20 protein-coding genes are annotated in these 24,956 nt (G+C 70.6%); 16 read left to right on the top strand and 4 right to left on the bottom strand.

The window, feature by feature from the left end; translation table 11 throughout:
* The first annotated feature begins 32 nt into the window (after positions 1-32).
* The 4 genes from HNR16_RS13980 to HNR16_RS13995 all read left to right on the top strand — a co-directional run bounded on the left by HNR16_RS13980 (position 33) and on the right by HNR16_RS13995 (position 3,470).
* Entirely contained in the window at positions 33-344 is a 312-nt protein-coding gene (locus HNR16_RS13980; protein WP_158041976.1) for a hypothetical protein, read from the top strand.
* Positions 345-360: 16 nt separating this feature from the next.
* Positions 361-714, top strand: coding sequence for a DUF6507 family protein (locus HNR16_RS13985; protein WP_158041977.1), 354 nt, complete (start codon positions 361-363; stop codon positions 712-714).
* Between the two features lie 65 nt (positions 715-779).
* The gene (locus HNR16_RS13990; RefSeq protein WP_158041978.1) at positions 780-2,957 is read left to right on the top strand and encodes a hypothetical protein; all 2,178 of its coding nucleotides are present in this window, start codon (positions 780-782) and stop codon (positions 2,955-2,957) included.
* Positions 2,958-2,978: 21 nt separating this feature from the next.
* Positions 2,979-3,470: a DUF6301 family protein gene (locus HNR16_RS13995; protein ID WP_158041979.1), complete on the top strand. Its 492-nt coding sequence runs from the start codon at positions 2,979-2,981 to the stop codon at positions 3,468-3,470.
* Between the two features lie 114 nt (positions 3,471-3,584).
* Here HNR16_RS13995 and HNR16_RS14000 read toward each other — a convergent pair whose 3' ends face one another.
* The gene (locus HNR16_RS14000) at positions 3,585-4,619 is read right to left on the bottom strand and encodes an IS30 family transposase (RefSeq protein ID WP_179558345.1); all 1,035 of its coding nucleotides are present in this window, start codon (positions 4,617-4,619) and stop codon (positions 3,585-3,587) included.
* Between the two features lie 53 nt (positions 4,620-4,672).
* On the opposite strand from HNR16_RS14000, the gene HNR16_RS14005 reads away from it, so the two are divergent.
* From HNR16_RS14005 to HNR16_RS14050, 10 genes are all read left to right on the top strand, one after another.
* The gene (locus HNR16_RS14005) at positions 4,673-5,341 is read left to right on the top strand and encodes a hypothetical protein (protein WP_158041422.1); all 669 of its coding nucleotides are present in this window, start codon (positions 4,673-4,675) and stop codon (positions 5,339-5,341) included.
* 128 nt (positions 5,342-5,469) lie between these two features.
* Complete coding sequence (locus HNR16_RS14010) at positions 5,470-6,192, top strand: hypothetical protein (RefSeq protein ID WP_158041421.1); 723 nt, start codon at positions 5,470-5,472, stop codon at positions 6,190-6,192.
* Positions 6,193-6,471: 279 nt separating this feature from the next.
* Positions 6,472-7,551: a DUF6177 family protein gene (locus HNR16_RS14015; protein WP_158041420.1), complete on the top strand. Its 1,080-nt coding sequence runs from the start codon at positions 6,472-6,474 to the stop codon at positions 7,549-7,551.
* A 30-nt stretch (positions 7,552-7,581) separates the two neighbouring features.
* Complete coding sequence (locus HNR16_RS14020; protein ID WP_158041419.1) at positions 7,582-8,091, top strand: hypothetical protein; 510 nt, start codon at positions 7,582-7,584, stop codon at positions 8,089-8,091.
* Positions 8,088-9,407, top strand: a complete 1,320-nt coding sequence (gene eccD / locus HNR16_RS14025) for a type VII secretion integral membrane protein EccD (RefSeq protein WP_158041418.1) — start codon at positions 8,088-8,090, stop codon at positions 9,405-9,407. The genes HNR16_RS14020 and eccD overlap by 4 nt, the downstream gene beginning before the upstream one ends.
* A complete protein-coding gene (locus tag HNR16_RS14030; RefSeq protein WP_158041417.1) occupies positions 9,404-10,234 on the top strand; it encodes a P-loop NTPase family protein in 831 nt (276 codons plus the stop codon). The genes eccD and HNR16_RS14030 overlap by 4 nt, the downstream gene beginning before the upstream one ends.
* Complete coding sequence (gene eccCa / locus HNR16_RS14035; protein ID WP_158041416.1) at positions 10,231-14,238, top strand: type VII secretion protein EccCa; 4,008 nt, start codon at positions 10,231-10,233, stop codon at positions 14,236-14,238. The genes HNR16_RS14030 and eccCa overlap by 4 nt, the downstream gene beginning before the upstream one ends.
* The gene (locus HNR16_RS14040) at positions 14,228-14,587 is read left to right on the top strand and encodes a hypothetical protein (protein ID WP_158041415.1); all 360 of its coding nucleotides are present in this window, start codon (positions 14,228-14,230) and stop codon (positions 14,585-14,587) included. Before eccCa ends, HNR16_RS14040 begins: the two co-directional genes overlap by 11 nt.
* Positions 14,584-15,888 (top strand): hypothetical protein, encoded by a 1,305-nt coding sequence (locus HNR16_RS14045; RefSeq protein ID WP_179558268.1) that lies wholly within the window; start codon positions 14,584-14,586, stop codon positions 15,886-15,888. Before HNR16_RS14040 ends, HNR16_RS14045 begins: the two co-directional genes overlap by 4 nt.
* A 319-nt stretch (positions 15,889-16,207) precedes the next feature.
* Positions 16,208-17,011 carry a TSUP family transporter gene (locus HNR16_RS14050; RefSeq protein ID WP_218868703.1) on the top strand — a complete coding sequence of 268 codons (804 nt, stop codon included), beginning with the start codon at positions 16,208-16,210 and terminating at the stop codon, positions 17,009-17,011.
* Positions 17,012-17,146: 135 nt separating this feature from the next.
* Here the strand turns inward: HNR16_RS14050 and HNR16_RS14055 are convergent, their stop codons facing one another.
* The 3 genes from HNR16_RS14055 to HNR16_RS14065 all read right to left on the bottom strand — a co-directional run bounded on the left by HNR16_RS14055 (position 17,147) and on the right by HNR16_RS14065 (position 22,122).
* Entirely contained in the window at positions 17,147-19,768 is a 2,622-nt protein-coding gene (locus HNR16_RS14055; protein ID WP_158041412.1) for an AAA family ATPase, read from the bottom strand.
* On the bottom strand, positions 19,765-20,892 hold the full coding sequence (locus HNR16_RS14060; RefSeq protein WP_158041411.1) for a metallophosphoesterase family protein: 1,128 nt from the start codon (positions 20,890-20,892) through the stop codon (positions 19,765-19,767). The genes HNR16_RS14055 and HNR16_RS14060 overlap by 4 nt, the downstream gene beginning before the upstream one ends.
* Positions 20,893-20,982: 90 nt before the next feature.
* Positions 20,983-22,122 (bottom strand): AAA family ATPase, encoded by a 1,140-nt coding sequence (locus HNR16_RS14065; protein WP_158041410.1) that lies wholly within the window; start codon positions 22,120-22,122, stop codon positions 20,983-20,985.
* A 78-nt stretch (positions 22,123-22,200) separates the two neighbouring features.
* On the opposite strand from HNR16_RS14065, the gene HNR16_RS14070 reads away from it, so the two are divergent.
* Both HNR16_RS14070 and HNR16_RS14075 read left to right on the top strand, forming a co-directional pair.
* A complete protein-coding gene (locus HNR16_RS14070) occupies positions 22,201-23,004 on the top strand; it encodes a hypothetical protein (RefSeq protein WP_158041409.1) in 804 nt (267 codons plus the stop codon).
* A 223-nt stretch (positions 23,005-23,227) separates the two neighbouring features.
* Positions 23,228-24,874 (top strand): TIGR04028 family ABC transporter substrate-binding protein, encoded by a 1,647-nt coding sequence (locus tag HNR16_RS14075; RefSeq protein ID WP_158041408.1) that lies wholly within the window; start codon positions 23,228-23,230, stop codon positions 24,872-24,874.
* Positions 24,875-24,956 lie beyond the last annotated feature (82 nt).

A 24,956-nucleotide genomic window follows, 5' to 3' on the forward strand; every position in this document is an offset into this window, starting at 1 on the left:
AACCCCGACCCTCATTTCTGAAAGGATCTGCCATGCCCGCCGGAGGCGACCGTCTCGCATTCAACATCGGTGACTCGCAGAGCGCCCAGTCCAACTTCATCGCCGTCGCGAACCACCTCGAGACACTCATCGCGGAGCGCGACAAAGAGGTGAAAGCCGCCATGGCCGACGCGAAGATCGACGGTGCGGATTCCACCTACCTCGCGAAAGAGCAGCGCTGGAACTTGGTCTCGTCGAACACCGTCAGCATCGTGCGCGCGCTGCGCGACGCCATGAGCGACAACGATGCGACCGCGCAGGACGCACTCTCTCGCGCCAAGGCCGCCGTCGACGCCATCGCCTGACCAGGTAGGCACGGCGATGACGAACAGCTTCGAGATCAAACCGGCCGAACTCTCAACGGTGCTCGGGAACGTCAAGACACAACTGGACGAGTTCAGCGACGGCATCGACGGGGACGCGCTCCAAACCGACGTGTCCGGGCTGGCCGAGGCCGGAGCGCCCGGCGTCGCGCAGGCGCTGGCCGAGTTCCTGGAGCTCGAGTCACCCAGGATCAAGAGCATCGGCGATCGGATCGCTGCCTGTCTCGCGGGCGCGGCGCTCGTCGGCAACACCTATACGACAAGCAGCGATGAGATGCTGCAGAACGTGCAGAGCCAGGCCGCGAGCTCCGCCGACAACGGCGACTTCAGCTACTTCAACGACGCGTCCTGAAGGCGGACACCGGCGGCGCGTCGTCCGTGACCTGCTCCACCAAGACCCCCAGGAGACCCTGACTCGTGGCGAACCTCGAGCTGCCCGACATCTCGGCCCACCCCCTCGCGAACATGGACCCGGAGGCGATCACCACCGTCTCCGGCACGCTGAAGAAGCTCGGAGACACGGTCAGCGACAACGGCAACGAGGCCGTCGGAGCATGGGCACCCATCACGAGCGCCTACAAGGGGCCCGGCGATGCCGAGTTCATTGCACTCATGGAGCCCGTGGGCTCGTCGTCGACAGACGTCGGGGAGCGTATGTCGACGGTCACGGGCGCCCTCAAGAACCTGAAGGTCACCGCGGACGAGACCAAGATCCGCATGGACCAGGCCAAGACCGACCTCGCGACGCTGTCCGCGAGCGTCGATTCATGGGTCTCCCCGCAGGTGTCGACCGGTGCGGGGAGGTTCCGTCCCGCGGGTGGTGGGACGAGACCGCAATACGACCACTGGTCCGAAGATCCCGTGCTGGGCGATGAGTGCCGACGCATCTACGCGGAGCTCGAGGACTGCGTCGAGAAGATGCAGGAAGCGGAGCGCACGTGCATGACCACGATCCGCGGCATCAACTGCCTGCCGCCGATCACGAGCATGACCGGCGAGGGACAGAGCTACGAGACCGGCCACTACGGTGTCGACGAGATCCCGAACGCCGGCGAGATGCCGTGGGGCACCGCCGACCCGGACGACGAGGACTGCATCGAAGCGACCGGCGGCTGGTTCGTCGATGCCGGCGCGGATTTCGCGGGGCTCGCGGGCTTCCACTGGGACGACGACGGCAACTACTACTACGACTTCGGCGAATCCTGGGTCGGTATGGGTTCCCTCATCGGGCGCGACCCCGGGACGGGCATTTTTTCCTGGGGCACTGCCGGCAGCGCCTGGTTGGGAATGGCCAAGGGAATCGTCGCCTGGGACCGCTGGTCGGAGAACCCGGCCGGCGCTGCCGCGGACACCATCATGAACGTCGGCACGATGTTCATCCCCGGCGTGAACATCGCCAAGGGCGTGCAATTGTTCGGGAAGGCCGGCAAGGCGGGCCGCGCCGGACGCGCCGACGCCGACGTCGACCTCGACTTCAACGCCGGCGTGTTCGACCTCGACACGAACATCGACATCGATCTCGATCTCGATCTCGACCTCGGGAAGATCGACACCGACCTCCCGAGCCCGACACCCAGACCCGACACCGACAGGGGCGGCCACGGCTCGGGCGACGGTAACGGCACCGGCGACGGCAACGGCACCGGCACCGGCGGAAGAGACGGTGACGCCGGAAACAGTGACCGCCCCGACGGCGACGCAACAGACGGTGACACCGGAAACAGTGACCGCCCCGACGGCGACGGCCCCCCGAAGACCGACGCAGACAACGGCGGCACCACCGACACCAGTGGCACGGACTCGGGATCGACTGACCCGACAGACGGTTCGAACAACAAGGACCCGAAGGCCGTCGACAAGACACCGAACAGCGACGTCCAGGTCACCAGCACGCAGGCATTCGCCGACGCCGTGCGTGACCGCACGGCGGCTGCCGCCGCTCACACCGAGGCGCTAAGTGAGCTCAAGGACAGGGTGTCAGACCTCGCGGATGATGGCATCACTCTCGGGAAGGGCGACCTCAACAAGAGCGAGATTGAAGACACAATAAGACGGCTCAGCAGAGACGCTGTTTCGGACCCGAGCCTCACCCCTGAACAGCTCGCTTCCCGACTCCAGGAACTCGAAGACCTCAAGGCTGCCGCCTGGCAGGAACGCGGCACGAACGACGACTTGGTCAGTGCATCCGAGGCGATGGGCGATCAGGCCGCACGGGACGCCATCACGTCTCAAGACGCAACCGTTATCATCGACGGTGCGGGGGCGCCGAGTGGCCGCTTCGACCAAGTCGGCCTCTCGAATGACGGTCAGACCTTGATCGTGGTTGAGGCAAAGGGCGGCACTGCAAGCCTCGGCGACGGCATAAAACTTCCTGACGGGAGCTATGCGGCGCAGGGATCCACGACCTACTTCGGCGAGATATTCAAGAAAGATCCAGCACTGCAAGACTACCTGAGCAAGAACACCGACATCGCCGAAGGCCTCGCCAACGGGTCGATCCAGATCACGTACCAACTCGTGAAGGCAACCCCGACCGGCAAAGTCAATATCAGCGACCTCAATTTGGACCTCGATCAACTCGATCTCGGGCTTTGAGAGAAAGTGTAGAATTCACCCATGAACGCACCATCAGTCGCCACCGAAGAGAACCTTCAAAGAACCTGCGCCGCATTCCAGTCGATCTCCTGGCCACTCTCGCGAGAAGAACTTCTCGCGATCACGACCTCACTCGACTGGACCATTGTCCACGACCTCGACCGCGTTATTTATTTCATCTCCAATCTCTCCAGGTCATCGCTTCCAAACGCAAAAGCATCACTGTCTGAAAACAATGTCTTGGAGCTCACGCTCGATATCAGTGACGAGACGACCGAGAAGCGAGAACTCACCGCACAGCTCAAAACGCTCAAGCAATCACTCACCAGTATCCTCGGGACGCCGGACGGCTTCGACGTCGGCAGCTACTGGGAACTCGACAACGGCGGGCGATTCAAGCTTCTGAAGCTCAGTTCAGTTATTGTCCTGTCGATCCTCCAACCGGCCTACGCGGACATCGAGCGCGGCGAGGAACGTCACGGCATCAGCCCCGACCGCGACCCGCTCGCCTAGCTCAACTCATTGGCATCCGCCACACTGCGGGCGCCATTCATGAAGATCGAAACCCACATGAGTATTAACGACGATATCCCATGGTCCGATAAGGTGATCGCGCACTGGGCGATGTCAAGGCGTGGAAGCAACATGGGGCTCGCCGGCCAGTAGTCGAGCGAATGCTTCGGTCGGTGTCAGGAAGCCGAGCCGGCGGCGGGGCCGGTTGTTGATCTCCTCGGCGATCGTGGTCAGGTAGGGCTGGTGGTCGGGTATCGCCGTGCCTTTGGGCAGGTACTCGCGGTAGAGCCGGTTGGTGTTCTCGTTGCTGGGTCGCTGCCAGGGCGAGTGGGGGTCGGCGAAGTAGACCGGCATGTTCGTGGCCAAGGTGACCTTCGCGTGGTGGGCCATCTCGCTGCCCTGGTCCCACGCGAGTGACGCCTTCATCATCTGGGGCAGCTCGTTGAAATACTCGATGACCGCGTCCGCGGTGCCCTCGGCGTGCTTGGAGGGCAGAGCCAGCAGCCCGGTGAAACCACTCATCCGCTCCACCAGTGTCGCCGCGCAGGAGGCACCGTTCTTCCCGATGATCAGGTCCCCCTCCCAGTGGCCTGGCACCCGGCGCTCGGCGGCGTCCTCGCCCCGTTCTGAGAGCGGGACCATCCCGATGATCGGCCCGCCCCGGGACCGGCCCGTAGTGCGGGGCCTGCGCTTGGTGCGCTTGGACTGCAGAAAGATCCCGCGCCGGGCCAGTTCCCCGCGCGGGATCGCGTAGATGTACTGGTAGATCGCTTCACCAGAGACGGTGCGGCCCTGCGCATCAGGAGAGTTCGCCATACGGCCAACAGTCGGGTCTGTTGCCTCCAGGCGCAAGCGGCCCGCGATCTCGTTCGGCGTCCACGATGCGGCTAGGTCAGCATTCACCCGCGCCTGCAGCACCGGATCCGCCGCGACCTTCCGCTGCTGCGGACGGGCCCGGCGACGCTGCGCGGCCACGTCTGCGGTCACGGCCTGGTAGCCGCGGGTCTTCGTCGCGTTCCGACGCAGCTCCCTGGAGACCACTGACGGGCAACGCCCCAGGTGACGGGCAATCTTCCGCACACCCCAACCCGCCTTCGACGCCGTGGAGATCTCCGACCTGTCACTGAACGACAACCCCACCCGCGACATCCACACACTCCATCGATCAGACCCCCGCCGAACAGGAGTGTTGCTTCGACGCTATGACACCACCCTGTTTCTGGACCCGATCTCACGAGCCGGTCGCCGAGATCGCCGCGTCGGTCCGCACCGTCCTCGACACGGTCCAGCACGGCCTGAAGACGTCGGCATGGCGGGCGGTTCTCAACGACCGTTGGCACGACGTCCCACGCGATCTCGAACCCTTGGTGCGAGAGAAGGTAGTCGAGAACGACGCAGGTGTGAAGAATCCGAATCTCGGCTATTCGGGTTCCTTCATCGCGAAGGCTGATGGCATTAAAGTCACCGTAGGGTATTCTGCCGGCAGCATATCAGTCGGCCGACGCCTTCCGAGACACACGTGCAATATCATCCTCCAGACCATCGGTGCAGGTATACGTCGACTCGTGTCTCACGACGGTGACGTGCTCGTCGAAGCATGCGTCAACGCGTGGAACCCCGACGTGGCGTTTCTCACCTCCCCCGGCCTTAACCGGATCACAAACCGTCAAGAATGGCAAGTCCCGGACGGTTACCGGCTCTGGCTCCGCGATGACGTCGCGCGCATCAGGGATGTCCCGAGCGGCCTGAGCGCGTCGCCGCTCGGTGACGGGACGCTCGTTCGCGTTCCCGACTCCTACGAACCGGACCGCGTCGTCGCGGTGATGGCGAAACTCCGAGAACTCAACGACCTCGACATGATCCCGCACTGACCGCCCGTGGCACAACCGAACACGGTTTAGGCAGAGCCCGACACCACCCCAGGAGGTTGCCGGACGGTTAGAATCTCGCGGACGGCATACCTGAGCCTTGACTGGGACTCGGAGGAAGGGAGAGGTTCGTGCACTTCGAATATGATCCCAGCATCGATGACGACATTCCGTGGTCCGATAAGGTGATCGCCCACTGTTTCTGGACGCGGTCTCGCGAGCCGGTCATCGAGATCGCCGCGTCGGTCCGCACCGTCCTCGATATGGTCCAGCTCGGCCTGCAAACGTCGGCATGGCGGGCGGTTCTCGACGACCGTTGGCACGATGTCCCACGCGATCTCGAACCACTGATCGAAAAGAAGGTAGTCGAGGACGACAACGGCGAGAAGGACCCAGAACTCGGCTATTCGGGTTCCTTCATCGCGAAGGCCGATGGCATTAAAGTCACCGTACGGTATTCAGCCGGCAGTATAGCAGCCGATCAGCGCGTTCCGACGCACAAGTGCAATATCATCCTCCAGACCATCGGCGCAGGAATACGTCGACTCGTGTCTCACGACGGTGACGTACTCGTCGAAGCATGCGTCAAAGGTTGGAACCCCGACATGGCGTTTCTCACCTCGCCTGGCCTTACTAGAACCACAAGCCGCCGAAACTGGCAAGTCCCGGACGGTTACCGGCTCTGGCTCCGCAATGACGTCGCGCGCATCAGGGATGTGCCGAGCGGCCTGAGCGCGTCGCCACTCGGTGACGGGACGCTCGTTCGCGTCCCCGACTCCTACGAACCGGACCGCGTCGTCGCGGTGATGGCAAAACTCCGAGAGCTCAACGACCTCGACACCATCCCGCACTGACCGCCCGCGGCGCAACCGAACTCGGTTCATCCAGAGTCCGATGCCCCCCAAAAAACCGGAGACACCCTCGCCCCGCGCGACGATCGCGCACCTGCCGTCCCCCCTGCGGGCGTGGGCCGACTCCGCGCCCGGCCGGCACCCGTCACTCATTCCGGCCGACGGCCGACGGCCGACCAGAAGGCGACCCCGAGGCAGCGAATGTGCGACCATCGAACAGTACGCGCGGCCGAACGGGGCGGCCCGCATGCGAGGCATGGACCAGAACGCGGAGGGAGAGCGATGACCGAGCCGCGCACCACCTACCCACATCCACTGCTCGACGCGCGCGACCCCCGCAAGGGCATTCTCGTCACCCGATCGGTCGCGCCGAGTGTCCACCTCAGCGCGGGACGCGCCGACTTCCTCGTCACCGCAGAGCGCGCCGATCGCCGCGTCGTGCTCGTCACCGGCGCCGAAACCGTCCTCAGCGACCACCTCGTCTCCCTCATGCGCCACACCTCCGCGAGCTGGGGCGTCATCGACGCCCACGGCGACGCACGCGACGGGTTCACCGGGCTCCCGCTGCGCATCCCCGAGCAGGCCCCCCTCGTCGACATGCTTCCGAGCACCACCAGACCCCACCCGGACCACCTGCGCATCGACCCGGAACAATCACTGCGCGTGACGGTCATCGTCTCCAGACGCCACCGCGCCTCCGCCGAAACGCTGCTCGGCGGCGACGCCGAACGACTCGGCACACGGATCGCCGGAGCACCACCCGCCGGGTGGGGACTCCACGAACCAGCGGGCCTACCCTGGGACCGCGAACTGCTCACCACCTTCGCACGCAACGCCGGCGGCGGACGTGTCATCATCACGAGCCCGTTCGAGGCCCGCCGCTCCACCGGCTCCATCACCGCCCGTCGCACCCGGCACGGGGTCGAGGAGATCACGCAACTCACCGTCGAACTCGGCCTCGAACGCGCGCCGTACGCGTACACCCGCCTGCGCGAGGCGATCAAGGCACTCGAATCGCTCGACACCGGGGTGCCCCTGTTCGCCGCGGCCTTCGCCGACCACGGCCGCGCCGACCTCATGCGCGACGCCCGAGCCCACGTGCCGGGATGGCCCGCGGGCATCCTCATCGGGGCGCCCGCGACGCGCGCCCTCGGCATCGACGCGCGCGCCGTCGCCAAGGCATACCAGGGCACCGTTCTCGGCGGGCGTCGCACCCCCTCACTACTCCTCGACGTCAGCGACACCCGCGGTGCCGACGCCTGGACCCGCCTACGAGGCCTCATCGACGACCTCGGCCACGACCGCATCTCCAACGCCAACCCCGAACTCGCCCGCCGCCTCTTCCCCGAGGGAAACGCATGACCCAGGCCAACGCATGAGTGAGGCCAACGCATGAGGGACCGCGACGGCCTCCTGCTCGAAACCGTCGGCGTCCACCGCCGCCGCCTCGCCGCCGCCCTCGTCTACGGCCCCCCACGCGAACGACGACCCCTCGGTGACAACGTCCGACGCTTCATCGGCAGCGTCGTGTGCGCCGCCGTGGTGTGCGCCGTCTGCGTCGGCGTGTCCTTCGTCTCCAGCATCCTCACCCAGCAGGCACTCGAGAAGGCCCAGCAGGAACAGCAGCTCCAGGAACAGCAACAGCAGTTCGACCAGCAGCAACAACAGCTCCAGGATCAACAACAACAACCGGACCCCGATCCTGCTGCGCCGGCCGACCCCGCCCAGCCCGCCCCGGACGAGCAGCCCGATCCGGACACCGGCCCGGCGCCCGAACCGGCCCCCGAGGACACTCCGAGCGCCGCGGGACGCCACCTCGCATCTGCCGCCGCCCCCACGCACGCCGCCACCCTCACCGCCGCCCCCACACCCGAACCGAACCGACAGCGGACCGCCGCATGAGCGCCTTCACCCGCCTGACCCTCGTCGGGTCCACGAAACGCGCCGACCTGGTCGTCCCGGGCGACGAACCGATCGCCAACCTGCTTCCCGAACTCCTCCGCCTCGTCGACGAGGACCACAGCTACGACGGCTCCCCGCTCGCGCTCGTCCGACGCACGGGCGAACAGCTCGACCTCGAGGCCACCGCCGACGAATCGGAACTCCCCGACGGCGACGTGCTACGCATCGTGCGCGCCGATGCCGCACCACCGCCACCCGAGGTCGCCGACGTCACCGACGTCGTCGCGGACGCCCTGGTCGCGCGCCGCGACCGATGGTCCGCCGTCCCTCGCCGCGCGCTCGGCTTCGTGATCGTCACGATCGCCACGCTCGTCCTCGTCCACGGCCTCCGCCCCGCGATCCCCACGGGCACCGAGATCGCCGTGCTGCTCGGCGGCATCGGCCTCACCGCGCTGGCCGCGCTCGTCGCCGGCCGCCGCGGCCGGAACTGGGCCCGCGAAGCCGCGACCGCACTCGGACTCGGACTCGCCTGGCCCGCAGCCACCGAACTCGCCCCGCTGCTGCCCGGGCACGTCCCCGAGGCGACGGCCATCGGCGCCACCCTCCTCGCCGCCTGCTCACTCGGCATCGGCCTCGGCCTCGCTGCCGGACGCCGCCCCGTCTGGTGGGGAGCCGCCACGGCCGCCCTCGCCTGCATCGCCGCGCTCGTCCTGCTCGCCACCCCGCTGCCTGCCACCGCCGGTGCCGCCCTGCTCGGCATCGCCGCCCTGCTCGGCATCGGGCTGCTTCCCACGCTCGCGCTCAACGCCTCCGGCCTCGCCGGCCTCGACGACGAAGCCATCGCGGGCGCCCTGCCGTCCCGGGACCGCGTCACCGTTAGCCTCGAGGACGCCTACGCCACCCTCACCTGGGTCGCCCTCGCCCTCGCCCTGACCGCGGGCAGCTGCGGGACGCTGCTCATCCGCTCCGACAACATCTACGCCGCCGTCCTCGGCATCGCGAGCGCCCTCGTCCTCGCCCTGCGAACCCGCCAGTTCCCGCTCACCTCGCAACTGCTGCCACTGTGGGCCGCCGCCACCGTCGTCGCCTTCGCGAGCATCTCGTCGCCGCTCGTTCCCGACTGGGGCCGGGCGCTCATCGTCCTCGGCATCCTGCTGCTCGCGATCCTGCTCACCGGCGTGCGCCCCACCGCCCACGCCCGCGTCCGCTGGCGACGGGCCGGCAGCGTCCTCGAGTTCCTCGCCGTGCTCGCCACCGTCCCCATGCTGCTCGGCGTGCTCGACGTGTACCCCGCGCTGCTCGCCACGTTCACATGACCACGACGACCGAGCCCCGAACTCCACGACGCACGGCGGCCTGGAGCCCCTTCGACCGGCAGCGCGTGCTCGTCGACCTCGACGATCGCGTGCGCGCGCCGCTCGCAACGAGCAGGCGCATCGCGTTCCTCGCCCTGCGCGGCGGGGTGGGCACGAGCACCCTCGCGGCTCGCACCGCGCAGCTCATCGCCTACCGCCGCGACCGCCCCCTGCTCGCCGTCGACGCCGCGGGCGCGGCACGCGGGCTCTCCGAACGGCTCGGCATCCCGGCCGACGAACGCGTCACCCCGCCCTCGCCCCGCCGCGCGGCCGCCCGCACCCCGGATGATGCCGCCGCCGGCCTCCACACGCGCGGCCGCATACACCACCTTGGCCTCGGACACCCCGACGCGGACAGCTGGCCCGCCGACCCGCAGGAGTGGCGCCACGCGACCGCCGCGATCGGCCGTTTCTTCGGCGTCGTCATCACCGACTGGGGACGACGCCGCGATCTCGCCACCATCGGCGAACTCGCCCGCTCCGCCCACGCGATCTGCCTCGTCGCCCCGGCGACACGTGTCGGCCTGGAAGAAACCGCCGCCCTCGTGCCCGCGCTGCGTCGCCTCCCCGCGCCCCCCGACGTCACCATCGCGCTCGTCGATCGCGACGGGCGCGGCGTCGGCGTCGGCCGGCTGCAGCTCGGGCCGCTCGACGCGAACGTGCTGCGCATCGACCACGACGCGCGCCTCGCCCGCGGCGCACACCCCAGGCGGCGGACCACCAACGGGTGGCTCGGCCTCGCCGCCGAGCTCGTCGTGTCCTCGGCTCGCGGGGAGGGGCGGCCATGAGCACACGGATCGTGCACCGCCCCGCCCGCGTGGTCAGGCCACCCGAGCCACCCCTTCCGACGGAACTCGCGCCCCCGCCGCGCTCCGCCGACCAGCAGCGCGGCTTCCCGCTGCAGATGCTGCTACCCGTCATCGGCGCGATGTCCTCCGTCCTCATGATCACCGTGCTGCGCACAAACCCGCTCATGGTGCTCGTCGCCGCGCTCATCTTCGTCGTCGCCGTCGTCAGCGGCGTCGGCATGGCCCTCTCGCAGCGCGGACAAGCGGCGCGGCGCCGCCGCGACCAGCGCGAACGATTCCTGGACCACCTGGAAGACGAACGCGAACGGCTGCGGGCCGTGAACGCCGAGGTGCGCCGCGAAGCGTTGCTCGCCGACCCGGAACCCACCGCGCTGCCCGACATCGTGCGGGACCCCGCCCGGCGGTGGGAGCGTCGACGCACCGACGCCGACTTCCTGCGGCTGCGCATCGGGCTCGGGCCCCACGACTGGCACGGCCTCAGCCTGCCGAAGGACAGCAACCCCGTCGAACCGTTCGACGAGCTGCTCGCCGACGAGCTCGCACAACTCCGCCGCCACTACTCGATCGTCCGCGACCTGCCGGCCACCATCGGCATCGATCGCGTCGGCGACGTCTCCCTCGTCGGCCCCCGCAGCCGCACCCTCGCACTCGCCCGCTCCCTCTACGCCCAGGCCGTCGTGTTCCACGCGCCCGACGACCTGCAGATCGCGCTCGTCCACGCTGAGCACCTCGCCGCCGACTGGGACGGCCTCGACCTCGCCGCACACGTCCAGATCGACGACGTCTGGGACGGCCCAGTCCGTGCCCGGCGCGTCGCCCCCACGCTCGAGCGGCTCGCCTCGCTCATCGCTCCGGACCTGCGCGGGCGCAGCGACACGGCCGCCGCCGCGCGGCGCGGCGGTGGCCGCAGCCAGGACGGCTTCGCGGCCCCCCGACTGCTCGTCTTCGTCGACCACGGCGACGCGACCGCCGGCACCCTCCCCGTCCCCGACCGCACCATCGGCATGCGCGAACTCGGTATCACCGTCGTCCACCTCGTCGACGACCGGCTCAAGGAGCCCGGGGAGGTCTCCGTCCGCGTGACGAGCGCCGAGGACGAGGTGACCATCGACGACGTCCGCACCGACGCTCCGCGCGGCGCGATCCGCCCCGACACGACGCCACCGGCACTCGCCACCGGCATCGCCCGCGCCACGGCACCCATGCGCCTCAGCCGCGCGGACGCGCGGGAGCAGGGCGACGCACCCGACGCCGTCGGCGTGCTCGAATCGCTCGGGTTCGACGGCCTCGACGACACCCACCTCCGGCGGGCCTGGCTGCCCCGCACCGAACGCGACTTCCTCACCGTGCCGATCGGCGTCGACGACAGCGGCCGCCCCGTCCAGCTCGACCTCAAGGAATCCGCCCAGCTCGGCATGGGCCCGCACGGCATCGCCGTCGGGGCCACGGGCTCGGGAAAGTCCGAACTGCTCCGCACACTCGTCCTCGGCCTGGCGCTCACGCACTCGCCCGACGATCTGTCCATGATCCTCGTCGACTACAAGGGCGGCGCCGCCTTCGCGCCGTTCACCGAACTGCCCCACGTCGCGGGCGTCATCGACAACCTCGCCGACGACCCCCAACTCACCCGCCGAGCCCAGACGAGCATCGCGGGCGAGGTCCGCCGCCGCCAGGAGCTGCTGCGCGACGCCGGCTCGCTCGGCTCCATCACGGCCTACCGCGCACAGCGCGCCGGCACACCCGACATGCCGCCCATGCCGCACCTGCTACTCGTCATCGACGAATTCGGGGAGCTGCTGACCGCCGAGCCCGACTTCGTCGACCTCTTGCTCACGATCGGCCGCATCGGCCGCTCGATCGGCATCCACCTGCTGCTGTCGAGTCAGCGCGTCGAACAGGGAAAGCTGCGCGGACTGGACACCTATCTCTCGTACCGGATCGGTCTGCGCACCTTCTCCGAATCCGAGAGCCAGCTCATCCTCGAGACGAGCGACGCGTTCCACCTGCCCGCACTGCCGGGCTTCGGATACCTCAAGGTCGACACGACCCAGTACACGCGCTTCCGCGCCGGGTACGTCTCCGGCCCCCTCCCGACGGAGGTCGAGGAGGCACCGGTCGAAGAGCGCGACGAGCCACTCCTGCTCCCCCGCTACAACACCATCGAATCCGACGCCGCGGGCCGCCCCGAGGACGAGGCCGAAGCCCGCCTCTCCGCCGCCGCGGGCGGCGGCCGCACCGTGCTCGACACCGCGATCGAGCTCCTCCGCGGTGCCGCCGAGGCCGTCCCGCCCGTGTGGCTCGCCCCCCTGCCGGAGCGATTCGCGTTCGAACGCGTCCGCGCCGCCCACCGCACCGGGCCGCTGCAGGCCCCCATCGGGCTGCTCGACGACCCCGCCCGGCAGCGCCAGGAGCCGTGGTTGCTCGACCTCACGAAACTCGGCGGACACGTCGCCGCACACGGCGCGCCGCAGACCGGACGATCCACCTTCCTGCGCACCCTCGCGACCAGCCTCGCCCTCACCCACACCCCCGCCGAAGTGTCGATCTACGGGCTCGACGTCTCCGGCGGCGGCCTCGCGCGAGTCGAACCGTTCCCCCACGTCGGCGGCGTCGCCACCCGCGCGGACCGCGAACGGCTCGCGCGCCTGCTGGAAGAACTCGGAACCATGCTCGCGACGCGCGAGCGCATCTTCCGCGACCACGGCATCGACTCGCTCGGCGTCCTGCGGGCGCGCCACGCGCGCGGCGAACTGCCCGAACTCGTCTCGCCCGACGTCGTCCTGCTCGTCGACGGCCTGTCGATCCTGCGGGCCGAGTTCGAGCAGCTCGAGGAGCCGCTCATGGAGCTCCTCTCGCGCGGCGGCTCCTTCGGCCTGCACGTCGTGCTCACCATGAATCGCTGGAACGACCTGCCCCTGCGCCACCAGGCACACATCGGCCAACGGCTCGAGTTCCGCGTCAACGACCCGATGGAATCGCAGCTCGGCCGGAAGCTCGCCGACTCGATGCGCAACGCGGGCCCGGGCCGCGCCGTCACGGGCGAATCGCTCTTCGGCCAGATCGCCCTCCCCGTGCAGGAGGTCGTCGACGACGAAGAGGTCGGGCCCGAGCTCGAACGCCTCGCGACGCGATTCGCCGCGGGCTGGAGCGGCGCCACCGCCGCACCGATCCGCCTGCTCCCAGAACATCTCGACCTCGACGAGCTCCCCGACCCGCTCGAGGAGCCGGACCGCATCCCGATCGGCATCCGGCAGAGCGACCTCGGTGCCGAATTCTTCGACCCCGCCCGGGACCAGCACCTCGTCGCATACGGGGACGCGGGCGCCGGGAAGTCGTCGCTGCTGCGCGTCGTCGCCGAGGGCTTCATGGAGCGCTACTCGTCGGACGAGCTCGTCATCGGCGTCATGGACGTCCGCGGTCAGGTGGCGCCGGCGGTCCCCGAGGACTACCTCGGCGGGCACGCGTCGAATGCCCGCACCGCGACGGGCCTCGCGGCGGCGATCGCCCGCGAGCTGGAGCGCCGAAGCGACCCGGAGGAGGCGGCGAAGAACCCGGGGCCGCGCGTCGTGCTGCTCATCGACGACCACCACATCATCGGCTCGGGCGGGGACGATCCGCTCGCCCCGCTCATCCCACACCTGCCCTCGGCTCGCGACCTCCGGCTGCACGTCTTCCTCACCCGGCCGGTGGCCGGTGCCGCACGCAGCTCCTTCGAGCTCGGCATCCAGACCGTGCGCGACACCGGCGGCATCGGGCTCGTCATGTCGGGCGATCGCTCGGAGGGCCAGATCTTCCCCCGGGTCTGGGCCGAACGGATGATCCCCGGCAGGGGGCGACTCGTACGTCCCGGCCGACCACCCGCCGTCGTGCACATCGCCGAGCCGCCGCTGGACGCCGGGGGCCGCAACGCCACCGACCCCGGCCACGAGGCACCCGCACCCGAGAGTTCCTCGACCCCACCCGGAGAGCCGCATGCCACGTGAACTGACGCTCGTCACCCGCAGGCCGCCGACCGTGGACGAGCTCCGCGACGCCGCACGAGAGCACGATCCCGACGCCATCGTCGCGAACGTGCGCAACGGCGCGGTCCAGATGGTGCTCGACGCGCGGCGCGACGTCATCCTCTCCATGCAGTACTCGACGTTCGTCGGCGTACCCGACGAGATCGCCACTCGGCAACCGGCGGCCGCCACGGCGGTTCCCGGCCCCGCCTTCTGGACCGAGGTGTGGATCCCCTTCGGACCGACCGGCCACCGCAGTGCGGCCATCGCCCGCGGCATCGCCGAGCGCTGCCAGGGAGTGTGTGCGGACGAGAGCGGTGAGCTGCTGTGACCGAGCAGCCGCCCCGAAACGGATCCGGGGCCTCGCTCCCGCCACCGGAGCGTGGCCGGAACGAGGTGCCGAGCGAGGGCCGTGGGCGCATCACGGACGCCCGCGCGGCCGGCCTGCGCCGGAGCGGCCGGCGTGCCGCGCCCCCGCCCGCGACTCCGCCCGGTGGGGAGGCGCCGGCCACGGGCGACCTCAGCGACTCGTTGGGCTCGATGCTCACGGCGGCCGCCTGGCCCGGCGCCGGAACCGCGCCCCTGTTCGGGCCGGTGCCCCCCGAGCCCACTCCGCTGACCGGCCCGCAGGCCGCCCCGGCACCGACCCCGGAGGCGAGGCGGTCGCCGATGCGGCCGGCCGTCGTCGTGCCGCCCTCGAGCGATGGCAGCACGTCGACCACAGTCAACCGCAGCCCCGTCCCCGCCGACGTGAACGCCACGTCCGAGGCCCTCGCCGCCCAGGAGGAGACCACGGACCTCGGACATGTCCGCGCGGCCCTCGCCCACCCGGACTCGTCGCCGCCCCCGTCTCCGATCCAGGTCCACGTCCAGGGGCAGAGACTGAGACAGGCCGAGCGCCTTGATCAAGGGCCGGGACAGAGCCAGAGCCAGAGCCAGGCCTCGGCCCAGGACCACGGGCATCTGCACAGCCGGATCCACGGCCAGAGCCGAGACCAGGGGCAGGCGACCAGCCGACTCGACCGGGACGAGCTCGCCCGCGGAGCCGCCACCCCCACGGCGCCGCCGGGCGCAGCGCGCGAGCAACGTCCCTCGCTCGTCATCAGTGCCCTGTCGGGCGGAGCGGGTGCCTCCACGATCACCGGCCTGCTCCGCGCGGAACTGTCTCGCCGCTTCGGCGGCGTCCTCCCGCTCCGTCACCGCGACGACGACGACGGCGCCACCCGCGTCACCCCGCCATCGCTGCCCCCTGCCCCACCCCATCTGCCGACCCTCGTCGACGCCGGCCCGCACGGCCTGGATCGCACTCGCATCCGTGATGGTCCGATCGTTCTCGTGTGCGACGCCGCGCCCCACGGGGTCGCCGCGGCGACTGCGGCGATCCGAGAGGCACGCGCCGAGGGCGTCCCCGTCCTCGCGCTCGCCGTCGTCACGACCACCCGGCGACGATCCCGGCAGATGCGTGACGACGATGGGACAGGCGCGGTGACGCGCATCGACATCCCCTTCGATCCGGCGCTCGCGAACGATGGGCCGCTCGACGCGGCACACCTCGCCGCGGAGACGACGGCGGCGATCGGCGAGCTCGCCGACGCGATCCTGACGGTACGGGCGCCGGCGCGCACGGCATGAGTTCGACGTCGACGGGCGGCCCCTCGGCCGATCGTCACCCGTGCCGACCGGCATGCGACCCGGTCGGGCCTCGACTCGCTCGGCACCCTGGCCGATCTGCGCCCGAGCCGAGCTGCACCCAAGCCGAGCTGTACCGCGAGGCACGGCGGCTCGCTCGTTCACCTTGCCGGCGATCCGGTGCAGCGCGGCGACCGACGAGCCGCCCGACCGGAAGGCCGGTGACCCGGCCGTGCCCCACCGCGAGTAGGCTCACGGCCGACGGTACGCAGCTGCGCCGCATGGAGGAGTCGTCATGATCGAAGCCGCCGATGCCGGCATCATGGGTATCGCAGGCATGACGTGGACGGTGTTCGTGCTCGTCGTGCTCGCCGGGCTCGCGGCCGGCTGGATCGATGCGGTCGTCGGCGGTGGCGGACTGCTCCAGCTCCCGGCGCTCCTGCTCGTCCCCGGCCTCTCACCCGTGCAGGCGCTCGCGACGAACAAGCTCGGGTCGATCGCCGGGACGACGACGAGCGCGATCACGTTCTACCGGCGCGCGAAACCCGATCTGCGGACCGCGATCCCGATGGCGGTCGTCGCACTGTGCGGCAGTTTCGGCGGGGCGATGGTCGCCACACTGCTTCCCGCGAGCGTCTTCAAGCCCATCATCATCGTCGCGCTCGTCGCGGTCGCGATCTTCACGCTCGCGAAGCCGAGCATGGGGCAGGAGACCGAGCTGCGCTTCGACGACCGCCGGCACTACGTCGGGGCGGGAGCGATCGGCGCGGCGATCGGCTTCTACGACGGACTCATCGGCCCCGGCACGGGGACGTTCCTCGTCATCGCGATCGTCAGCATCCTCGGCTACGACTTCCTGCAGGCGAGCGCGAAGGCGAAGATCGTGAACTTCTCGACGAACCTCGGCGCGCTGCTGCTCTTCATCCCGACGGGCGCCGTGCAGTGGCGACTCGGGCTGTGCCTCGCGGCGGCGAACATGGCGGGCAGCTACCTCGGCTCGCGCATGGCGATCGCGAAGGGCACGACGTTCATCCGCATCGCCTTCCTCATCGTCGTCGGCGCGCTCTCGATCAAGCTCGCGTACGACGTGTGGACCGAGAACCTCGCCCCACTGCTCCTCCCCTGACCGCCCCGCCCCGTCCGTACCCCGCCCCGCCTACCCTTCGGCCCACCCGGATTCCGGGCGGTTCTCGGGGTTCCGGGTGCCCCGGAACCCCGGTTTTCGCCCGGAACACGGAGGGCGAGGGCCTGGGCTGAGGGGTCAGGGCTGGGGGAGGCGGACGATCTCGGCGCCGCCGAGGCCGTCGAAGCGTGACGGTTGGCACGTCAGGAGCACGACCTGGGCCGTGCGGCCGACATCGCCGAGCACCGCGCCGAGCGAGCGCAGACGCTCGGGGTCGGCGAAGCCGAGCGTGTCGTCGAGCACGACGGGCGCGCCCTCCCCCGGGTCGACGAGCTGCGCGCACGCGAGCCTGCCCAGCAGTGCGAGCTGCTCGCGCGCGCCCGCCGAGAGCGATTCGAACGGCACCGTGCGGCCCGCGAGGGTGCGCGACTCGATCACGAGCTCGGGACTCACCGTCACCGCGAAGTCCGAACCGAACACGACGCGCCCGAGCCGCTCGATGCGCTCCGTGAACGGCGCCACGTACTTCTGCTGCGCCTCGTCGCGATGCCGTCGCAGCGCCTCGCGCAGGGTCTTCACGGCGGTCGCGGCACGCTCCGTGCGCTCGGCCGTCTCGGTCGCCGCGTCGAGTGCGGCACGCGCATCGGTCATGCGATCGTAGATGCCGCTCGCCGCACGATCGTCGACGAGCGACGCGAGCCGATCGACGGTGGAGCGCGTCTTCGCCAGATCGTTCGTCGTGCTCGTCACGAGCTCGTGCGCGTTCGTCCGGCGGATGCGGAGCGTCTCCGCATCGGCCGCGTCGAGCGCCGCGCGGTCGGTGGCGAGTTGCTCTCGTCGCTCCCCGAGCACGCGCTCGGCCGCGTCGACCTCGGCGTCGAGCGCCTCGTCGTCCCGCTCGAGGCGGGCCCGATCGAGTCGCTCCGCGATGCGATCGCGTTCGCCCTCGCCGTTTCGCAGTGCCTCGCTCCCCCGCACCCAGGCCTCGCGTGCGCCGTCGGCCGTCGTCCGCTTCGCGTCGACCGCCTCACGCACGCGATCGACCGCCGAGCGCGCCTCGTCGGCGCGAGTGCGCGCCTCGTCGGCGGCGGTCTCGAGCAGGGCGATGGCCGTCGCGTGCGCGGTCGGGCCGGCGTCCTCGACCGCCGACGCGGGACGACGAGCCTCGAGCACGGCGAGCCGCTCTTCGAGGTCGTTCAGATCGTTACCCCGCAGCACGGCCGTCAACTCCCCGGCGAGGCGGCGCTGCTCCGCCTCGGAGCGGCGTCGGTGTTCGGCGACGCGTCGCGCCGAGTCGACGGAATCGACGTCGAGTTCACGCAGGGCGTCGGCACGCGCCCCGCGCGCAGCCGTCACGGCGCGTTCGAGTTCGGCCGGCGGTGTACCGGGGTGGACCTCGACCGTCAGCACCTCAGCGAGCTCGACCCGAAGCGTGTCGTGCACCTCTGCCTCGAATGGCTCGCCACCGCGGATGCGCCTGCCGTCGACGGTCACGGAGCGCGTGCCGATCGGCTCGACGACGACCCGGGCGGTCGCGGCGGCCCGCGCGCTCTCCGCGACGCGCAGGACGGTCTCGAGTTCGACGAGGCGTTCGAGCGCCTCGTCGTCGACCGTCGCCTCGTTCGTCCGGGCCGCGGCCGCCCGACGCGAGGCGTCGAGCTCGTGGGCCCGGGCCACGCGCGCGCCGAGCTCCTCGTGCTCGGCGCGCTCGCGCTGCAGCCGGAGGTGCGTGGCTGCCTCGTCCGCCTCGTCGACGGCACTCGTGAGTTCGTCCTCCAGACGGGCCCGCTCGTCACCCGCCGCCCCGAGCGCCTGCTCGGCGCGTGCCCGCGCCTCGTCGAGCAGCTCGACCTGTTCGCCGAGCTCGGTGAGCCGCTCGCCGCGCTCGGCGAGTTCGTCGCGCAGCAGGCGCCGGTCGTCACGCGCCGAGACGGCCGCGTCGCGGACGCGCTCGGCATCCGTGACGCCCGCCGCGGAACGCTCGGCCTGCCGTTCGAGTTCGTCGATCGCGCTCGAGCGCTCGTCGAGTTCCGCGGCATCGGCCTTCGCCGCCGCGAGTCGAACGGCGAGGTCATCGAGGAGCCCGGACGCGCGTGCGTGCTCCTCGACGAGTCGATCGAGTTCGGCACTGTCCGCCTCGAGCGCCTCGACCGTGCGAACGGCCTCGTCGCGTGCGGCCAGGATGCGTGCGAAGCGGACGCCGGGTTTGCCCGTCGGCGTGAAGTACTGCTCGAATTCCGTGTCGACGCGTGCGACGAGCTCGTCGTGGCCGTCGAACGCGCCGCTCGTGTCGTCGAGGGCCCGGTGCAGTGCCGAGACCCGCGCGAGGTCGGGGCGCTCGAGGGAGGTGCCCTGCACCACGTCGAGCGCATCGAGCAGGTCGAGGTCGACCGTCTCGGCGAGGATCGCGTTGAACCGCTCGTGGGCCTCGTCGCCCGAGCGCGGTTTCTCGTGCGGCGTGCGCACCTCGAGTTCGGTCAGGGGCGAGCGCAGCCATCGCTTGCGGTAGACGAGGTGGTACGGCCCCGTGCGCAATTCGAGTTCGACGAAGGGTCCGGTGTCGCGGCCGAGGGGCTGGACGTCGACGATGTCCTGTCGACGCGAGCTCGACTTGAACCTGCGCAGGAGCCTGATCGCCTCCGCGACGGACGACTTGCCCACCTCGTTGGGCCCGGCGACGACCGTGACCCCCTCGCCGAACGTGATGGTCGAATCCGTGACGCCGCGGAAGTCGCGCAGCGTGATGCGGACGAATCTCATCGGGCACCTCCCGCGAGCCGGTAGAGCAGTCCGAGCGCATCGCCCGCGGCCGCCGCGTCGTCGCCCTCCCGGGCGGCGCGCTCCACGAGTTCGTCGAGCGCGGCGCGCGCGAAGCCGCCGAGTTCGAGATCGGCGAAGTCGTGCCCGTCGGGGACGACGACGAGATCGGTGTGGCGCGCCCAGTGTTCGAGCCGCGCGAACACCTCGCGCTTCTCGTCGAGCATCGCATCGAGTCGCGCGGCCGCGGCGGTCGACAGCGTCCCACCGAGTGCGAGCCAGACGGCCGTGCGGTCCTTGTCGGACAGCTCGTCGAGGCGACGTTCGAGCGCGTCGACGTCGTCGGCCGAGTCGAGACGGGCCTCGACCGTCGTGAACCGCCACCGGCCGACGTGCACGGGCTCGATGGTGACGGCGTCGCCGTCGAGGTCGACGACGAGCACGTTGCCCGGGTCCTCCTCGCGCCGGGCCGTGACCTCGGGGGTACCGGGGTACCGGATGCGCTCGTCGACCTCGGTCGTCGAGTGACGGTCGCCGAGCACCACGAAGCTCGCACGACCGTCCGAGACGACCCGGCGGAGCGCGTCGACGTCGATCGTCGCGACCGAGTCGCGATCGGGCGCGAGCGTGCTGACCGCGCCGTGCCCGGCGATCACTCGGACGATCCCGTCCGGTGCCGCTTCGAGCGGTGCGCACGCGGCCGCGACGAGGTCACCCGCGGGCCGCTTGGAGAACCACGGCGCGCCCACGACCTCGACGCCCGGGACGACCTCGAGCGGCGTCGAGTCCCGCAGGACCCGCACGTGCTCGGGCACCCGCTGCGTGAACGCGTCGGCGTCGTAGATGGACGAGGCGTCGAGCGGATCGTGGTTGCCGGGCAGCAGCACGACGGGGACGTGCACGGCGCGCAGGGCCTCGAAGGTGCGCGCGAGGATCGCGCGGTCGAGCTGGTTCGACTCGAACACGTCGCCGCACACGAGCACGAACGCGGCACCGTGCTCGTCCGCCACCTCGCCGATGCGGACGATCGCGTCGAGTCTGGCTCGTTGATATCGGGCGCGGGCGTCGTCGTCGAGGAAGTGGGCCGTCATGCCCAGCTGCCAATCGGCGCTGGCGATGAAACGCATCGTGTCTCCCATCCGGGGGTGTTCCCCAAGCCTATTGATCCGGGATGTCGCGTGGTCCCGGCCGTCACGGGGGCGGGCGAGTGTGCCGGGTCACCGGTGCCCCCAGTGCCACGGCGGCCCGTCGAGCGGCCCCCACCCCTCGACGTGCGTTCCCGCGCCGCGGTTCACGAGCTCGTACCGGTCACCGCCCTGCGCAACGAGCGCCGCCGCGAGCCGTTCGGCGTGCGTCACCACCATGACCTGGCTGTCCGCGCACGCGGCCGCGACGAGCGCAGCGAGCGGCTCGAGCAGCTCGGGGTGCAGGCTCGACTCCGGCTCGTTGAGCACGATGAACGGGGCCGGCCGCGTCGACAGGAGTGCAGCGCACAACAGGAGGTAGCGCAGCGTCCCGTCCGAGAGCTCCTCGGCACCGAGCGGCCGGAGCAGGCCGGGCTGTCGCACCCGGAGCGCGAAGACGCCGTCGTTCGCGACAACCTCGACGCGCGTGCCGGGGAAGGCGCGGTCGACCTCGCGGTCGAGCGCGGCGCCGCCGCCCGCCTCCTGGATCGTGCGCCAGACCGCTGCGAGATCGTGCCCGTCGTCGGCGAGCACGTGGCTGCGCGTGCCCGGCCGCGGTCGCCGCGCCGGAGCGCCGGCGTCGGCGCGGAACGAGTCGTAGAACCGCCACGATCGCAGCATGCGGCGCACGCCCAGCAGCTCGAGCCCGGCCTCGGCGTCGGCCAGATCGGTGAGCAGCCCCTCGTCGGGTGCGAGCCACTGCTCGACCGTGCGCCACGTCCGGTCACGAACCCGCACCGTTCGCCCCGCGCGGTCGACGACGAGCGACGCAGGCTTCGCGACGGGCCCCGCGAACACCTGTTCGCGCTTGAGTTCCGCATCGCGACCGAAGAGGCTCTCGCTGTTGGGCACCGGGAGCCCGAGATCGACGAGGTAGCCGAGCTCGTCGGTCGCCGCGCCGAGCAGGAGCGACACCGGCCGCGTGCGGCGCGTGCCCTGGGCGCCGGCGCCGGACGGGGACTCGGGCCCCGCCCACAACACGGAGTCGAGGCCGCCCGAGGCGATGAGCTCGCTCGCCGCGCGGCCGCTCCCCGCGGCCGCGAGCAGGCGCACGGCCCGATACAGGTTCGACTTGCCCGCACCGTTCGCACCGGTCACGACCGTGAGCCGCCCGATGGGCAGCGCGAGATCCACGAGGGATCGGTACCCTGACACAGCGATGGTCTGCAGCATGCGGGAACCGTAGCCGTCACGTCCGACACCGCACCCGGCGTCGGGATCGCCGCGGACGCGAAACCGGGAGGGGCGGGAATGAGCGAAGGCGCCGAGCTCGCCGCGACCCCGCCGCGGGACGCGTCACGGGACGAGTCGCAACCGCCGTCATCGCGCGACGTGGGATCACCCACGTCCGCCTCCCCCGCACCCGCATCGCCCGCACCCGCATCGCCCGCGCCCGCGTCCGCATCCGCATCGCCCGGCCCGGCCCCATCCGATTCCGCATCACCGCCCCACCCCGCGCGTGCCTCGACGCTCGCCTGGATCGCGCTCGCGTTCGGGGCGGTCGCGCTCGCCGTGGGCCTCCTCCCCCACATCGGCGCCGCCGCGCTCGTCCTCGGCTTCACGGGCGTCGTGATAGGGGTGCACGCCGTCGTCCGCGACGCCCACCGGCCGCGCGCGATCGCGGCGAGCGGCGCCGTCCTCGCCGTGGCGGGCATGCTGCTCGGCGTCGTGAACCCGTTCGTGTGGGGCACGATCCTGCTCGAGGACGAACGCACGTTCGACGTGCAGGTGACGGTCGGTGTCGACTGGACCACGAAGCGGGTGCCGAGCGTCGTGACCGCCCAGCTCCCCTGGACGGCCGACTCGAGCTCGGCCGTCACGACGCTCCCGTGGACGAGCTCCGGCTCCGTCACGGCGCCCCGGACGGGCGGCGACTTCCTCGGGCTCGGCGCCGACTACGGGATCAGTGTGGACGTCACCGTCGACCCCGACACGTCGACGGGCTCCACGGTCGTCCCGGACGACCTCCTGTACTGGTGCGAGATCGAGGTCGACGGCGAGGTCGTCGTGTCGACCGCGGACCTCGGCAGCACGCACTGCTCGTGGGGTGCCTGACCGGCCGGACACGTCACGTGGTCGGCGCGGACGTCACATGCGGCCCGCGATCGGCGGCCCGCGAGCGCCGCCGACGGCGTGTCGCTTCATAATCCGTCACGAATTCCGTCGCCGCACGACTCGGACCGTACGGTCGAGGCACACCGTCCCATCGGTCCGGCCCCGGTCGCACGCGCGCCCCGCACGCGCGTCCCGGCCCGACACGTCTCCAGGAGAGTCGCACATGTCACGTTCCAGAAGCACGCGCGCGTTGATCGCGGTCGCGGTCAGCTCCGCCCTGCTCCTCGCGGGCTGCTCCGCGGGGCAGACCGGCGGGGGCGGCGCGACCGAGCCCCAGACCGGTGGCACGCTCAACTACCTCGAGCACCAGCCGCACACGAGCCTCTACCCGCCGTCGGGCGGCTTCTACCCCAACGGCGGCATCGTGAACAACATCACGGACCGCCTCGTGTACCAGAACCCCGAGACGCTCGAGTTCGAGCCGTGGATCGCGACCGACTGGGAGAGCAACGACGACGCGACGGAGTACACGTTCAACCTCCGCAGCGACGTGACGTTCTCGGACGGCACGCCGCTCGACGCGGACGTCGTCGCGAAGAACTTCGACCTGTACGGTCTCGGCGACCCGGACCGCGCGCTGCCCGTCTCGGAGGCGATCAACAACTACGAGCGCAGCGAGGTCGTCGACGCCGACACGGTGAAGTTCTTCTTCACGGCACCCGCGCCCGGCTTCCTGCAGGCGACGTCGACGATCAACTCCGGCCTCGTCTCGGACGCGACCCTCGACCTCTCGTTCGAGGGCTTCGGCCCCGGCAACTCGCAGAACATCATCGGCTCCGGCCCGTTCACGATCTCGGGTGAGGAGATCGGCACGCGCGTCGACCTCGCGGCACGCGAGGACTACGCGTGGGCACCGCCGAGTTGGGAGAACCAGGGCCGCCCGTACCTCGACGGCATCACGATCACCGTGACGCCCGAGGACAGCGTCCGCGTCGGCGCACTCGTCTCCGGCCAGGCCGACATCGTCCGCAACGTCGAGGCGCAGGACGAGGCACAGGTCGAGGTTCCCGGCTACTCGATCCTCGCCGCCCAGACGAAGGGCGTGAACAACGGCCTCAGCCTGCGCATCGGCAACGAGAAGCTCAGCGACATCCGCGTCCGCCAGGCGATCACGGCGGGCATCGACCGCCAGGCCGTCATCGACACGATCTACAGCGCGAACTACCCGCTCGCGACGTCGGTCCTGAGCTCGTCGGCGCCCGGCTACGTCAACACCGAGGAGTACTTCGCGTACGACCAGGCCAAGGCGAAGAGCCTCCTCGACGAGGCCGGTTGGGTCCCGGGTGCCGACGGCATCCGTGCGAAGGACGGCCAGAAGCTGACCCTCGTCGTCAACGAGGCCGCGCCGCAGCCGCGCTCCTTCGAGGCACTCACGCTCATCAGCCAGCAGCTCGCCGAGATCGGTGTCGACCTGCAGATCCTGAAGGCCGACGCGGGCACGTACGCGGAGGCGATCCTCGACGCCGACCAAGTGCAGATCTACCACTCGATGGTCGGCCGCACGGACCTCGACGTCATCAAGAGCCAGTTCTACTCGTCGAACCGCAACGTGCTGCTCAACAAGAACAACAAGACGGGCGAGATCGTCGACCCGAAGCTCGAGGAACTGCTGCTCGCCGTCGCCTCGACGCCGGCCCCCGACGCGCGCATCGCCGCGAGCCAGGCCGTGCAGACGTACCTCGCGGAGCAGGCCTACCAGATCCCGCTGTTCGAGGAGCCGCAGGTGTACGGCCAGGCCGACTACGTGCACGGCTTCCAGACCGAGTCGATCGCGCGGCCGATCTTCTCGCAGGTCTGGCTCGACCGATAGCCGACCCACGCGGCTGCGGGCCGGTCACCGACCGGCCCGCAGCCGCGTGCCCGTTCCCGTGAACCGCCACCCCTCATCCGCC

Source organism: Pseudoclavibacter chungangensis (assembly GCF_013410545.1).
Lineage (GTDB): Bacteria > Actinomycetota > Actinomycetes > Actinomycetales > Microbacteriaceae > Pseudoclavibacter > Pseudoclavibacter chungangensis.